Below are 13995 nucleotides of genomic sequence, written 5' to 3' on the forward strand. Positions count from 1 at the left end.
AGAGAAATTTTAAAAAACAATTTCTTTTCCATATTAGCGACCTCTTTTTTCCTTGTATATTCCATCAGAAAAGCGAAACTACTTCTCTAAAATACAATAAAATAGACAACAGCTAGTTTACAGTCCTCTTTTTCGGATGATCCGATAAGTCATCAGACAGCAGAGGAGCATGAGAAAGAGTCGGACAATAATCACGCTGATAGCATTTGTAGTAAAATCATTGAAGAAAAAGCCTTTGCTATTGGAAAGTTTCAATAAGATTCCTTCCGTTCCATCGGTTGAAATTGAAAAAATAGTTAGTATCTTATTTATCAAACCATCTCTAAAGATATTCATCAAAAAGTCTGGGGCCAAGAACATCCCTACAGAACTTGCAAATGTTGCTAGAGGCGACTTTGTCAAACTAGATATGAGAACCATCACCCCAAGAATAAAGAGTAAACCAACAAACTGGAATAGGATAAGGCGAATTAACAATTCTGAGAGATTCATCTGGACAGGGAATTGCAAAATATTATAAATGGTCGAAATCCATTCCAAATTCATCTGGACACTGGTATCCCAACCGCTCCAACCGAAGTAGGTTCCAAACACCAGCAAAACAAGACTATTAACAAGGACAAATGTTAAAGTAGCAATTCCAAAAACAGATAAGATTTTTGCAATCGTTAACTGATTGCGACCATATTTAGTTGTTAGAAGCAATGAATCCATCTTTCTTGCTCGGTCACCTGAGAAAACAGAGCAGCAAATATAGATCACAAATACCACCATTAAACTAAAAGCAGCATTTAAGGTATTAAACAACTTATGCCAAGGAGCAAAATTTCCCAGCTTTAAGGTTTTTAAGGGAAAATAGGATTGCAGCTCTTCTTGCGACTTGAGACTAATCTGATCGTAATGTAAGACATCATCAGATTTATAAGTATCTGTTAAAATTTCTTGAGAATTGGGGACGAGACGATCAATGGCATACCAGGAAAACATATCATACAAATCATTCTGTTTGAAATAGGGCATATTCGCTGCATAGTCATTAACGATTTTATCCATTAACTCATCAGATAAATAACCAGTATGCTCTTCAGCAATCTTTTGTTTGATCACAACTGCTTGTTTTCCATGTATTCGATCAGCTGAAGATCCGCTAATTTGACCATCATTAAAAAAATTTGCATAAAACAATCCAGCTAAAACCAACATAATAGCCAAGACTGCACCTAAAACTGATTTCTTTTTTAATAATTTTTTCAATTCAAAAGGAACTAAAGCTATCATCCATTTACCTCCTCTCTAAAGTAATAAATATACAAATCTTCCAGGCTTGGCACTATCCGTTGCGCCCCTTCGAAAGGACTATCATCGCTAATAACCCGCAAGACGATACCGTCTGGTTCTATCCGCTCATTCACAATGACATAATCCTTTGCAAAACGCTGCCAATCACGCTCGGAAACACGAAATTCCCAAACTTGCCCATCGATAAGCGAAAGAAGTTCCTTAGCACTACCTCTTTCCACAAAATTTCCATCTTTTAGGATTAGGATTTCCTTGGCTATCGCTTCTACGTCCGACACGATATGGGTAGATAAGAGGATGATTTTATCAGCCGATAGCTCACTGATAATATTTCTGAATTTCACCCTTTCCTTGGGATCCAGACCCACGGTTGGCTCATCTAAAATCAATATTTTGGGATTATTGAGAAGTGCCTGCGCAATGCCGAGTCTTTGCTTCATACCACCCGAATAGGAAGCAATCTTCTTTTTCTGAACATCATATAAACCAGTAAGTTTCAAAAACTTATCACTCTCTACTCTGGCTTGTTTCCTCGTCATTCCCTTAAGAGCAGCCATATATAAAAGGAAATCAAGCCCCGTAAAGTTATGATAATAAGAAAAATCTTGAGGCAAGAATCCAAGATACTGAATATATTCTTCGGCATGCGAGGCATCATCAAACTTTATCCTTCCTTGGCTCGGCTTTATGAGATCACAAATGATATTCATCAAGGTCGTCTTACCTGTACCATTTGCCCCAAGCAAACCATAAACTCCCTCAGTAAAGTCACAGGAAATATCTTTGAGCACAGACTTAGAGCCATAGCTCTTGCTAATGCCTGTCATTTCTAACTTCATAGATGCCCTCCATTCCAAAAAGCGCCATTAGATATAGCAAATCACCTTTTTCCCAAAATTACAAACGATTATTATACTGTTATTATAACATAAATTTTTGATTAAAAGTTTTTTTGTCTTAACAGATTTCAACCATTTGTAAAGTCAATCTTAACCTACTTAGATTATAGCGCGCTTTCTTCAAATAACAAGCCGAAAATCATAAACAGTCAGTATTTCATCCTAAATGGTCATTTGAAGAAAAAAACACAGCACTTGCTAGAAGCAAATGCTGTTTTTACTAAAATAATAAAATTTAAATTACAAAGAGCATAAGAAAGAATTGACCAGCAGGATATTCCGTATCGTCTTCTTGGAAAAATGCTATAAGAAATATTCTTAGAAAACATCACGAAAAAGTAAGACAGAGAGAGTATAGCGATATTCCGTTCAATTTAGCAAATTTAATTTGTTTTATGTTTTCTATTAACCATCTTGGCGTATTTTATTCCCCAAATAAGTAGAATAAGTAAGATAAATAATAAAATAGTGGATATCAGAGCAATTAATTTTTGAAAGTCATCACTAATCGTTATTAGTCTGTAAGAACTAAATATAAACAGAGCCAAAGTCAAAATAGTAAAGAAAATTTGGTTTGATAAGATGTCGGAACTTCTTTCTTTTTTTATTTGGTTCATAAAATAAAGATTCAACACAAGATTGCTCACAAGTATCAAATAAAAACAAATCTGGACTAGAAGCGATGCTTTAAAAACCTGGTTACTTAAAATTATAATGAATAGAGCCAGACTAGGAAGCTGGGCAGTTAAAAATCGCATTAGATATGTATTGCTATATAATTTCTTCATTTCTTGTCACTCCTAACAATTAAATAACAAAAAACCAGACAACAGTTTGAATTTAAATTATATTTGTCTCTAAACAAGGCATTTCTCTTAGTGCCTTCGTATTCTTAAACCCTATATTAATTATAGCACTTTTAAACAGGTGTGGCATAAAAAATCTTAAATTGTCTTTTTTTACTCATAAACAGTTCTTGTTACTCTCATTGAGTTAAATCAAGTGGCAAATCTAATCATTCGCAATCTAATAAATTCATTTTATCTCCAACTCTTGTCTAAAAGAGTGATCATGACTAGTGGTTCTCAGAGAAACATTGGGATAGTGGCTGATAATATTTTGAACATTGGAGAGACCAAGCCCTCTATTTTCTCCTTTAGTGCTAAAGCCCTTTTTAAAAATAGTATCGGAATGGATAGAAAACTCTTTTATTGTATTCTCAACAATAAAAATCTGCCTACCTTCCTGCTCCAAAAAGGCAAAAGAAACCACTGGAGGACTAGTCTCCACTGCTGCTTCCATAGCATTATCAGCCAATATGGAAACAATCGTGATAAAATCAAGCAACTCCATTCCTTGAGGTTTGATTTCCTGCGGAACTTCCAAGCCAATTTCTATTCCCTTGCTCTGAGCTTCTAGAAATTTTGCTGACAAGACGCTCTTGAGAGCATCATTGTGGATATTGGACAGACGACCCAAATCATATTTAGATTGGTTGAGCGCTTGACCTGAGTCTTTAAGGACTTGGTTATAAATCTGCTCGATGGCTGGTAAATCATGCGTATCAATTCCCAACTTCAGACTCCTTAAAATATTGATGTAATCATGCCGGAAACTTCGCAACTCATTATAAAGTTCTTCGATATGCTGACTGTAATCGGACATATTTCTCAACTGCAACTCTCTTTGTTCACTTAACTGCTGTTGAATTCGCTCTCGCAAATTACGGTCTAGGATATTTATCGAACTGAGAAAGAGAATAATATAAACAACTACGATTATTTCACGATAATATAAGTTAAGTGAGTGCTGATACATTTCGATATAAGTAAAATATTGAACAAATATATAATAAAAAATCATGGAAATATTTAGAAAAGTAATTAATTTTATATCTTTTTTTCTTAACTTATACTCTCTTAATCGTTTAAAATCATAATACAATAGTCTAGGTAAGAATAATGATAATAAACTAGCTAGAATTGCTGAAATATATATAGTATATTTGTTAGGATCTATCTGAACTTGAACATGGGATTGTATTATATTTCTTAAAAAGAAAGAGAATAGACGATGTAGAACATTCCAAAAGATAACTGGAAAAAGACCATAGAATATAGAAAGAACCTTTGGTATATTTTTGTTTATCAATAAGGAAAAAATTAAAAAATAGATAGGAAGCGTTAAGAAATTAACATATGAAAAAAATTTATTCTCAATCACTAAGTCTATGATCGCAAGCAAAATCCCTATAAAATTCAATCCAAGAGTTGCTAATAGATACTTTTTCCAATTCATTTTTTTGCCACTGATATTTGAAAAAAGAATAAATAAAGCTAAAACCTGAAATATTAATGCTACAATTTTCAATCCTATAACCACAATTCCTCTCCTACTTCTATCATATGAATTCCCTACTGCCTTAAAGCTGCCCGTAATCCTTTCATCTTGAGACGTGATACATAGCAACTAGCGCCATTAGGAAAATAGGCTATGTTTTCTATCTTATCCAGCTGAGAGATGTTCGCTGGATTGACCACATAAGAGCGATGGCACCGATAGAGACGCTTGTCCTGCTTTGTAATCTCAGAAAGCTGTCCGTAAAATTCGATCCGCTCTTTCTTGGTATAGAGAACTAGTCTATGAGGCACTTCTGATGTCTCAAAATAATAGATTTCATTAAAAGGCACCTGAAAATCCGACTTAGAATTTTCAAAGAGAAAAGTTTCCTCAGCTTGAAAACTGTCCTTTCTCTCATAAAGATAGGCTAGGTCCTGCTCCATCTGCTTGATAAAATCTTCCTCAGGCAAACCTTTGTCAATAAAGTCAAAAGCTGATACCTGATAGCGAAAAGTCAAGGGCATAAATTCTGAGTGAGTCGTCACAAATACAATCAGAGCATAGGGGTCCAACTTGCGAATCTTTCCTGCCACCTCGAGTCCCTTCTGCGTCTCTTGCTTAATCTCAATATCCAAAAAGAAAATCTGATGGCTCCCCCGTTCCCTCACTGCATCAATCAGCAGGTCCGGCTTGCCGTAGATTTCTAAAAACTGGCATTCCCAGCCGTTCTTTTCCAAAATTCCCTGAATGGTTGACTCCATATAGGCTTGTTGCTTAAGATCGTCTTCTAATACAAAAATTTTCATCTTATTTTCTTCCTTCCCGAGACCAGCGCTTGATGAGACTGGATAAATGACGCCTTGAGCAGACAATAGCTCCTAAGTCAGACTGCTCAAAGAACAAGCTTTTACGCCCCCTGTCAAATCCTTGGACCTTGGCTAAATTGACCAGTGTTTGACGATTACAGTGAACCAGCGCATCAGGATAGAGCTTAGCCAGCTCAGTCAGAGAAGCCCTAAGGCTGTAGTTGCCTCGTTCTGTCACGATGAGAACGATGTGCGGCTTTTGAGAATGGGACTGGATATAGTAAATTGTCGAAAGATCCAGCTTTCGAAGAGTGCTGCCGTCTTTGATTACGATAGTAGCCATTTGTCTACCTCCTTTGCTCTAGCATAGCACAGGTTGCATCGCAAATAACCCCCAAATCCTAAATGGTAGCTGAGAAGTCTTAAATGGTCTCAAAAGCACTAAGTAAAAACTTACTTGTTAGGTAAGTTTTTACGATCTATTATTTCAGTCTGATATATTGGTGCCAAACATTTGTACAAACTCTTATTTTTTCTTTTTCTGCGGGAAAAGAGGCATACCCAAAGCTGCAATCTTTTCAGCTGGAACCTTCATGCCTTCTTTGATCCATTTGGAAAGCACCGAAACAACCGCAGAACTCCAGAATGAATTCATATAGGAATTAGCGGTCTTCTTCCCACCTTTGCTACGCTTTTCAAGGAAATCAAAGACCGCCTGCGTCAGCAACTTTTCAAAATTATAATCAATAGCCAAACTAATGACACGCGCTTCCTTCTTAGCTTCCTTAAAAAGAAAAAGCCAAATCTGGTACATTTCTGTCTTGAAATTAAACTGCTCCAGCTTATCGACAATTCCCTGAACGGTATTTTTGAAAATTCCCTCTAGAATTTCTTCTTTGGAGCTATAGTTACGATAAAAGGCTGCGCGCGAAACCCCAGCTCGCTCGACTAATTCAGAGATGGTAATCTTTTTCAAATCTTTCTTCTCTAATAATTGCATCAGAGAAATTTCCAAGGATTCCTTTGTAATTCGATTAGATTCTTGATTATAAGTTTTTAAATTTGCAAGGGATTTTTCTGATATTTTCTTTTCCGCCATAACAATTTCTTTCTTCCTGTATCAGCTGAGAATTAAGGCTTTATATCAAAGCATCTTCATGTTATAATTGTAAGAAAAGACATGTTTTTTGTCAATGTAGAGAACTGATAGAGCAGGAGAAACTAAATGACTTGGAAAATTGTTGCCGATTCTGGCTGTGACTACCGTGAGATTACAGATCTGGCCAACCAGACAAGGTTTGAGAGTGTGCCGCTGACCATTCAGATTGATAATGAAATTTTTGTGGATAATGCGCACCTTGATATTGATGGCATGATGGAAAAAATGTATGCTACTTCAAGTGCTTCAAAATCGGCCTGCCCAAGCCCTGATGACTACCTTAGAAGCTTTGAAGGGGCCGAAAATATTTTTGTCGTGACGATTACAAGCTCTCTTTCTGGTAGCCACAATAGCGCCCAGCTAGCCAAAAAGCTCTTCTTAGAAGAAAAACCAACAGCAAATATCCACGTCATTGATAGCCTTTCGGCTGGTGGCGAGGTCGATCTGATCGTCAAAAAATTGAACGACCTCATCAAAGAAGGACTTTCTTTTGAGCAAGTCGTGCAAGCCATTACCCACTACCAAAAAAACACAAAGCTTCTCTTTGTGCTGGCTAAGGTAGATAATCTGGTCAAAAATGGGCGTCTCAGTAAGCTAATCGGTGCAGTTGTCGGCCTCCTCAATATTCGCATGGTCGGCGAAGCCAGCGATACCGGTACTCTGGAGCTTCTCCAAAAAGCTAGAGGGGCTAAAAAGGCTCTGACTGCTACTGTCGATGAAGTTCTGAAAGCTGGATATAAGGGCGGTCGCATTATCATTGCTCATCGCAATAACGAGAAATTTTGCCAGCAATTTTCGGAAGTTATCAAGGAAAAATTCCCAGCTGCCGACATTTCATTCCTACCAACTTCTGGACTTTGCAGCTTTTACGCAGAAGAAGGCGGCCTCTTGATGGGCTACGAAATTTAATCCTCTCCTTTTGAGCTGAATATTCGTATTCAGCTCTTTACTTTTTCGATTTAATTCGTTAAAATAGAAGAAAGAAAAGGAGTGAATATCATGGCCAGAGGACGCGGTGTCGCTAGCCCCCAGGATAAGGAGGCAATGCGGCTCATTTCTAAAAAAATCAAAACTTTATTGAAGCAAAAGCAAATCAAACAAATTGAACTTTCCCGAGGAACAGGAATCCCAGCCAGCACTCTTACTGGCTATATAAAAGGAAATTCCCTGCCTGTCCTCGAAAATATGCAAAAAATTGCAGACTTCTTTGATATGGATGTTCAAGAACTGGATCCTCGCTATTTATCAGTTCATAGCCCTACACCATTTTCGCTAGAGTTCACAGATATTTTCCAATCCCTAGACCAGACCCGCAAGCAAGCTGTGACAGACTTTGCTAAAAAAGAGCTGGATGATCAAACAACTGAGGAGAGATTAAAAGATAATTATTTTCCTTACAAGGTCTATGAAAGCTTCCAGACTTTCTTGAACAAGCCCGAACAAGCTGACATCGTCTGGTTAGACAAAGAGCTTGACTATGATATTGCCCTCTGGATTCGAACAGATTCGCTGGAACCCAAGTATCCGCAAGGGTCTGTGGCTCTCATCAAGAATACACATTTTGAGTTTGCTGGCGCTATCTATGCCATTGATTACGACGGACAAACCATTTTGAAAAGAGTTTTCAACGATCCAACTGGCATCCGCCTCATCTCACTCAATAAAAAATACAGCGACAAATTTATCCCGCATCAAGAAGAACCCAAGGTCATCGGCCGTGTCATGGCTGCTTTTATGCCCTTAGATTTATCAGAACAAGCACAAAAGCCACTTTAGTACATAAAGCGGCTTTTCTATTTTTTCTTACTTCCTTTGCTTGCAATCGTGATGACTGCTGCTATCAGAAAGAAAATAATATAAGTGGCAATTGGGAACCAGACATAGCGATGGTCCAAAGTAGGCAGTGGTAGCAAAGGTCTATGACGGCGGCTCCTCACTCCAAAGTAATGTAGCAAAAGAACCACAGGATTTATATAAAGGAGAGGATTGACTAAGTCTTTCAAAGAAGTGACCCTCTTTACACTATTTTCACGTAGGATAGAACCATAGGCATAGTACAGTAAAACAAGAATATTTATAAACAAAGGAAAAACATAATTACTCTTTAAATATGTAGGGAGGAAGGGGATTTGAAAAACTAGGATACCCGTAATCATTGCAAAAAGAATAAGGACGGAGAAATCCAATAACCAAGCTAGAAAACCATGGCGCTTGAGCCATGTATTCACTTTATCTAGCCACATCCACTCATTCCTATTTTTATTCACATCCATATACCTCCCTCTACTAGCTTGTTTGAACGGGCTTTTGAGCTAGATCCATTGACAAGACCTGCATCAATCAATATAGCGAACACGATCGACCTTGGTTTTCATGATATAGGTATTGACTAAATCATGGTATTCATCATATTCCCCAAATAAAAAGCCTTTTCGTAAAATAACTTCTCTCCCATCTATCCCGTAATCCATATTAATTGGGACAGAATTTTCTGATTTGACTATAGAGAAATGAAAGAAAATTGTAAACCATATAAAAAGTGCAAGAGGAATACTCAGGATCCCCCAGATGAGATGGAACCAGCGAAACTCTCTCTTTTTCAAAAAGAGAAACCACAAATGACAAAATACGACCACTGATAGAAGAAAAAGCCAATTGTTCCACAGGAGCGGAGTAAAGGCCAAACCAAAGGGACTCAAGCTAAAATGTAGCAAGACAAAGATAAATAACAAGAGATAGAGCACTAGCCAAATAACTCTAGAAAACTTCCAGCGCTTCTCTTTTTCTTCCCTTGTATTTTCCACATTTAACTCACTCATTTCCAACCAACTCCACAATCTTCTGGAAAGTCTTGCCGTTTCGGATAGTCAGTTGCTTATAAAAACTAGACTTGAGCAGTTTCTTATGGTAATTAGATTTGAGATAGTCCGCTTGGTCAGCATTGCTATAAAAGAAAGCCGTCTGCCCAAAATGTAGCTGCTCCTTGTCATTTGCCCAACTACCTGCCAGCTCTTGGACACTCTCCCTTTCTGTATCCGGCAGATAAAAAAGAACATCTCGCCGAAAGGCTGTTTCATCCTGCCACCAAGTAGGCAGATTGGCTATTTCTTTTTCAAGCATGGCAGAACTGACAAGGACAAAAGGCAAAGAAAAATCATAAGACCGACTAAAATAATCCGTCAAAATCTTCCGAATCCTCTCCTCCTGCTCTTCGCTATCAAAGAAAAGATTGCCACTATTGATGTAGGAAACTGGATTTTCAAACCCCAACCTAGCCAAATCCTTCTTCAAATCAGCCATAACGACCCTGTTTTTCCCGCCGACATTAATGCCGCGGAGTAAAAGTGCATAACGCATGTGTGCTCCTTAAAAATATATCTATTGTTTTCAGACTAACTGTTCGAGTTTCTCATGTAAATCATCCGTTTTTCTTTCACTGCTTTTCCTAAGTCAACGACCTTTTCCTCACCGTCAAAAACAAAACCGATTTTTTCATAGAAAGCGATGGCACGTTTGTTATCTTCTAACACCCATAATAAAATTCTGAGGGAGCATGAAACATTTGTCAGATCATTACAGGAGAAATCAAGATAAGCGATTTTACATTTTATTAATCTGATTTGAAACTTTTTTCAAATATTTTTGACGATCTATAGCAGTTGTTGTGTTTTGGGCGACTTGACCAAAAACACTTATTCTCCTAGTTTTAACTCCACAATGATTCAAGACTGCATTTTTCAATACTGCAATACCATAACTATCAGGGATACTAATCAATCCTGAGAACATTTTATACCAGTTAGTGGGGGCATCAGAAGTTACATAAATATCTGCTGTTTTCCCTTTTAAAAGTTTTTTAAACTGCTTACCAGTAATGTAATTCCAAAAGAAATTTCCCTGATGATTAGCTGAATAGGCAATTCCGGGGGTAAATACACGATCAATCCACCCCTTTAACAGGCTAGGCATACTACTCCACCAAATAGGATAAACAAAGATGAAATGATCCGCCCACTGGATTAATTTCTGAGAGCGTAGAATAAACAAATCCTCCTTCATCCTTTTCCGATAACCGTAACGTAAAACAGGATCAAAATTCTCTTCGTTGAGATTGATGACCTCAATCTCATGTCTACTTAAATCAATATTCTCAACAATTGTCTGAAAAATTGCTTGGCAATAGCTCTCTTTATCAGGATGCCCATTAATAACCAAAATTTTCATACGTTCTCTCCTCTCTAATCCATCGCCTTTATTTCCAGAATCATATCGCGAATCTGTGCCGCCAGTTCGAAGTCCAGAAGCCCAGCAGCTTCTTGCATTTGACCTTCTAGCTTCTTGATCATGTCCTTGCGTTCTTGCTTATTGAGGCTTTCGATTTCGACCGTTTCTTCCTTGTCTGGCAGGGCAGCCTTGGTCACACTGATTAGGTCACGGATTTCTTTCTTGATGGTCTGCGGTACAATGCCGTGCTCTTCATTATATGCCATCTGGATTGCCCGACGGCGAGCAGTTTCATCGATAGCTCGCTGCATAGACTGGGTCATGGTGTCAGCATACATGATCACATGGCCCTCGCTGTTGCGAGCTGCCCGACCGATGGTCTGGATCAGGCCACGTTCGTTGCGGAGAAAACCTTCCTTGTCAGCATCAAGAATTGCTACCAGACTAACCTCAGGCACGTCAATTCCCTCGCGCAAAAGGTTGATCCCAACCAAAACGTCAAAGACACCCAAGCGCAGGTCTCGAATAATCTCGGTCCGTTCCAAGGTCTTAATGTCTGAGTGCATGTACTTGACCTTGACACCCATTTCCTTGAAGTAGTCCGTCAAATCTTCCGCCATTTTCTTAGTCAGGGTTGTAATAAAGGTCCGCTCGTTCTTTTCAACACGAGCATTGATTTCACCCAAAAGGTCATCAATCTGTCCCATAGTTGGGCGGACTTCCACCTCTGGATCCAGAAGCCCTGTTGGCCGGATAATCTGCTCAATAACAGTGTCCGTCTGTTCATTTTCATAGTCACCCGGCGTAGCCGATACATAGACAATCTGGTGAACATGACTCTCAAATTCCTCCCGACGCAGTGGACGATTATCCAAGGCAGACGGCAAGCGGAAACCATAATTAACCAGCATTTCCTTGCGAGAGCGGTCGCCATTGTACATACCCCGAATCTGTCCCATGGTCATGTGACTCTCGTCAATCATAATCAAGAAATCATCCGGGAAAAAGTCCAAAAGGGTATAAGGTGGCTCTCCTTCGCTACGACCATCCATATGGCGAGAATAATTCTCAACTCCGTTCGTATAGCCCATTTCACGCAGCATTTCGATATCGTACTCCGTGCGCTGCTTCAAGCGCTGGGCTTCCAGCAGCTTGCCTTCCTTCTCAAAGATAGCCAGCTGCTCATCCAACTCCGCCTGAATCTTGGCAATGGCTACTTCCATGTGGTCCTCATTGGTTACGAAGTGAGTGGCCGGGAAGATGGCCAAATGGTCCACTTCACCCAAGACTCGACCTGTCAAGGCTTCAACCTCACGAATCCGGTCAATCTCATCTCCGAAAAACTCCACCCGAAAGGCATGCTCATCCCGAGAAGCAGGGAAAATCTCCACTACATCGCCTCGAACGCGGAATTTCCCCCGCTGAAAGTCAATGTCATTGCGCTCAAACTGGATATCTACCAAATCATTAAGCAACTTGTCACGGGAAATTTCCAAGCCCGGACGCAGACTTACCACGCTGTCGGAGTATTCCTTAGGCGAACCCAGACCATAGATACAAGAGACCGAAGCCACGACAATCACGTCGTTGCGCTCCAAAAGGGCTGATGTAGCTGAGTGACGGAGCTTATCAATCTCGTCATTGACCGAGCTATCCTTTTCGATATAAGTATCGCTGGAAGGTACATAGGCCTCTGGCTGGTAGTAATCATAGTAGGAAACGAAGTATTCCACCGCGTTATTAGGGAAGAACTCCTTGAACTCACCATAAAGCTGGCCGGCCAGCGTTTTATTATGGGCAATAACCAGAGTTGGTTTGTTGACCCGAGCGATAACCTGACTCATGGTATAGGTCTTACCAGTACCCGTCGCTCCCATGAGAATCTGGGCTTTCTCGCCTCCCTCGATATTATCCACCAGCTGTTCAATAGCTTGAGGCTGGTCACCTGAAGGCTCGTACTTAGACACCAATTCAAATTTATTATCTGTTATTCTGTTAATCATCTTTTATTCCTTAACTTGTGCTTCTATCATTTTACCATATTTGACACATTTTCTCTGCCTTTGGCTCTGATTTAGTAGCTACATCTCTAAGAACGGCTAGTCTTGCATTCTGATCATTCATTAACATCAAAAATCGCCCAGCTAAGCTGAGCGATGTCTTTATTTCTTAAACATCAATGCCTGAGGCAGGCCATTTTCTTTCTTGAGTGACCAGTAAAGATAGGCAATGCAGCCAATCAGAACGATACTGGCAAAAATAGATCCTTCAGCACCGAAAGCTCCTCCTGAAAGCCAATCAATAGAAGTCTGAGAAGTGTAATTAAAGACAGAGGCAGTAGCTCCGTTCCCGCTGACCTGGATGCCATAGACATTTCCTTGGACGAAATTCCAAGCGCCATGCATACCAGCCAAGACCCACATATTATCATACTTGATCATAAGTAGGCAGGCAAAAATCCCATCCAAGATAATAGTAACAATGGAAAGGACAGTCACACCAGCATTGAGGAGGTGCATCGCCCCAAATAAAGTGCTGGAAACCAAGACACCAACAAGGATATTTGATTTGGCACTAACCGCTGGAAAAAGCCAGCCACGCGTCACCAACTCCTCCGTGCCACCTTGCAGAATCCAAAAAGGTATCAGGGCAAGAATAAAGAGAACTGGCTCTAAACTAAGCTCTGCTAATTCCAGTCTCCCAGATCCTGTCAGCAAGAGTAGGGCAACGATAAGCGAAAACTGTATCGAACCAATCAGAAATCCTTTACCCAGTTCTTTCAGCCATCCTTCCTTAAAGAAGCCCAGACTGGAGAAAGGTCTCTTTTCTCGAAACTTGACCCACAGAAAAACAAGTAAAGCCATAAAGAAAAAACTACCCAGCTGAAAAAAGATACCATAATGCCCGAACACTTCCATAACTGTTGCTCGGTCAGCTGTCGGATTTACCATGGCAAGCACAGTTCCAATGACGATCCCAATCGGAATCATTCCAATGACTGCAAGGATTTCTCCTATCTGGATAAAGCCAATAGAGATCAGAATTGCTAACCAAATCGGCGGAATATAGCGCGACAGCTTCACATTATCTAACATGCGTGATTTAAACATAGAAATCTCCTTTCTTGATTTATCTATTATAACACATTTTATCATAATAGTATAAGAGCCAATATTCGTTGTTATGTTAGAAGATATGACATCAAAACAGAAAATATTTGCCTTTTTCAAATTTTTCTGATATAATCAGACAATATTCTAACAAAGGA

At 39.3% G+C, this 13995-nt stretch carries 13 protein-coding genes and 1 pseudogene; 2 read left to right on the top strand and 12 right to left on the bottom strand.

From position 1 onward, the window contains the following. Positions 1–117: 117 nt before the first annotated feature. The 6 genes from PAN94_RS04250 to PAN94_RS04275 form a co-directional block, all read right to left on the bottom strand. Entirely contained in the window at positions 118–1278 is a 1161-nt protein-coding gene (locus PAN94_RS04250; protein ID WP_285874782.1) for an ABC transporter permease subunit, read from the bottom strand. Beyond that, positions 1275–2138 carry an ABC transporter ATP-binding protein gene (locus tag PAN94_RS04255; protein ID WP_285874783.1) on the bottom strand — a complete coding sequence of 288 codons (864 nt, stop codon included), beginning with the start codon at positions 2136–2138 and terminating at the stop codon, positions 1275–1277. The genes PAN94_RS04250 and PAN94_RS04255 overlap by 4 nt, the downstream gene beginning before the upstream one ends. A gap of 1095 nt (positions 2139–3233) precedes the next feature. Beyond that, the gene (locus PAN94_RS04260; RefSeq protein ID WP_048765074.1) at positions 3234–4580 is read right to left on the bottom strand and encodes a sensor histidine kinase; all 1347 of its coding nucleotides are present in this window, start codon (positions 4578–4580) and stop codon (positions 3234–3236) included. Positions 4581–4612: 32 nt separating this feature from the next. Next, complete coding sequence (locus tag PAN94_RS04265; RefSeq protein WP_048765076.1) at positions 4613–5344, bottom strand: response regulator transcription factor; 732 nt, start codon at positions 5342–5344, stop codon at positions 4613–4615. Between the two features lies 1 nt (position 5345). Further along, the gene (locus PAN94_RS04270; protein ID WP_285874786.1) at positions 5346–5687 is read right to left on the bottom strand and encodes a LytTR family DNA-binding domain-containing protein; all 342 of its coding nucleotides are present in this window, start codon (positions 5685–5687) and stop codon (positions 5346–5348) included. Positions 5688–5870: 183 nt separating this feature from the next. Continuing rightward, entirely contained in the window at positions 5871–6443 is a 573-nt protein-coding gene (locus tag PAN94_RS04275; RefSeq protein ID WP_015605159.1) for a TetR/AcrR family transcriptional regulator, read from the bottom strand. Between the two features lie 126 nt (positions 6444–6569). Between PAN94_RS04275 and PAN94_RS04280 the strand changes: the two genes are divergently transcribed. Then, positions 6570–7412 (top strand): DegV family protein, encoded by an 843-nt coding sequence (locus PAN94_RS04280; RefSeq protein ID WP_005590523.1) that lies wholly within the window; start codon positions 6570–6572, stop codon positions 7410–7412. Positions 7413–7502: 90 nt separating this feature from the next. After that, complete coding sequence (locus PAN94_RS04285) at positions 7503–8279, top strand: XRE family transcriptional regulator (protein WP_005590524.1); 777 nt, start codon at positions 7503–7505, stop codon at positions 8277–8279. 17 nt (positions 8280–8296) lie between these two features. On the opposite strand, the gene PAN94_RS04290 is transcribed toward PAN94_RS04285, so the two are convergent. The 6 genes and pseudogenes from PAN94_RS04290 to PAN94_RS04320 form a co-directional block, all read right to left on the bottom strand. Continuing rightward, positions 8297–8776 carry a hypothetical protein gene (locus tag PAN94_RS04290; protein WP_285874790.1) on the bottom strand — a complete coding sequence of 160 codons (480 nt, stop codon included), beginning with the start codon at positions 8774–8776 and terminating at the stop codon, positions 8297–8299. A gap of 538 nt (positions 8777–9314) precedes the next feature. Then, positions 9315–9860 (bottom strand): DUF1697 domain-containing protein, encoded by a 546-nt coding sequence (locus PAN94_RS04300; RefSeq protein WP_285874794.1) that lies wholly within the window; start codon positions 9858–9860, stop codon positions 9315–9317. Positions 9861–9895: 35 nt separating this feature from the next. Continuing rightward, positions 9896–10045, bottom strand: a pseudogene (locus PAN94_RS04305) (GNAT family N-acetyltransferase); the annotation flags it as partial. Between the two features lie 58 nt (positions 10046–10103). Next, positions 10104–10727, bottom strand: a complete 624-nt coding sequence (locus tag PAN94_RS04310; protein WP_285874796.1) for an NAD(P)H-dependent oxidoreductase — start codon at positions 10725–10727, stop codon at positions 10104–10106. Positions 10728–10741: 14 nt separating this feature from the next. Next, complete coding sequence (gene uvrB, locus PAN94_RS04315; RefSeq protein ID WP_285874797.1) at positions 10742–12730, bottom strand: excinuclease ABC subunit UvrB; 1989 nt, start codon at positions 12728–12730, stop codon at positions 10742–10744. Positions 12731–12889: 159 nt separating this feature from the next. Beyond that, the gene (locus tag PAN94_RS04320) at positions 12890–13837 is read right to left on the bottom strand and encodes a CPBP family intramembrane glutamic endopeptidase (RefSeq protein ID WP_285874798.1); all 948 of its coding nucleotides are present in this window, start codon (positions 13835–13837) and stop codon (positions 12890–12892) included. Positions 13838–13995 lie beyond the last annotated feature (158 nt).

Source organism: Streptococcus sp. SC1, from assembly GCF_030272855.1.
Taxonomy (GTDB): domain Bacteria; phylum Bacillota; class Bacilli; order Lactobacillales; family Streptococcaceae; genus Streptococcus.

Coding starts and splice junctions, on each gene's coding strand:
- PAN94_RS04280 (WP_005590523.1), top strand. CDS start 6,570: ATGACTTGGAAAATTGTTGCCGATTCTGGCTGTGACTACCGTGAGATT.
- PAN94_RS04290 (WP_285874790.1), bottom strand. CDS start 8,776: ATGGATGTGAATAAAAATAGGAATGAGTGGATGTGGCTAGATAAAGTG.
- PAN94_RS04255 (WP_285874783.1), bottom strand. CDS start 2,138: ATGAAGTTAGAAATGACAGGCATTAGCAAGAGCTATGGCTCTAAGTCT.
- uvrB (WP_285874797.1), bottom strand. CDS start 12,730: ATGATTAACAGAATAACAGATAATAAATTTGAATTGGTGTCTAAGTAC.
- PAN94_RS04320 (WP_285874798.1), bottom strand. CDS start 13,837: ATGTTTAAATCACGCATGTTAGATAATGTGAAGCTGTCGCGCTATATT.
- PAN94_RS04265 (WP_048765076.1), bottom strand. CDS start 5,344: ATGAAAATTTTTGTATTAGAAGACGATCTTAAGCAACAAGCCTATATG.
- PAN94_RS04285 (WP_005590524.1), top strand. CDS start 7,503: ATGGCCAGAGGACGCGGTGTCGCTAGCCCCCAGGATAAGGAGGCAATG.
- PAN94_RS04270 (WP_285874786.1), bottom strand. CDS start 5,687: ATGGCTACTATCGTAATCAAAGACGGCAGCACTCTTCGAAAGCTGGAT.
- PAN94_RS04310 (WP_285874796.1), bottom strand. CDS start 10,727: ATGAAAATTTTGGTTATTAATGGGCATCCTGATAAAGAGAGCTATTGC.
- PAN94_RS04300 (WP_285874794.1), bottom strand. CDS start 9,860: ATGCGTTATGCACTTTTACTCCGCGGCATTAATGTCGGCGGGAAAAAC.
- PAN94_RS04275 (WP_015605159.1), bottom strand. CDS start 6,443: ATGGCGGAAAAGAAAATATCAGAAAAATCCCTTGCAAATTTAAAAACT.
- PAN94_RS04250 (WP_285874782.1), bottom strand. CDS start 1,278: ATGATAGCTTTAGTTCCTTTTGAATTGAAAAAATTATTAAAAAAGAAA.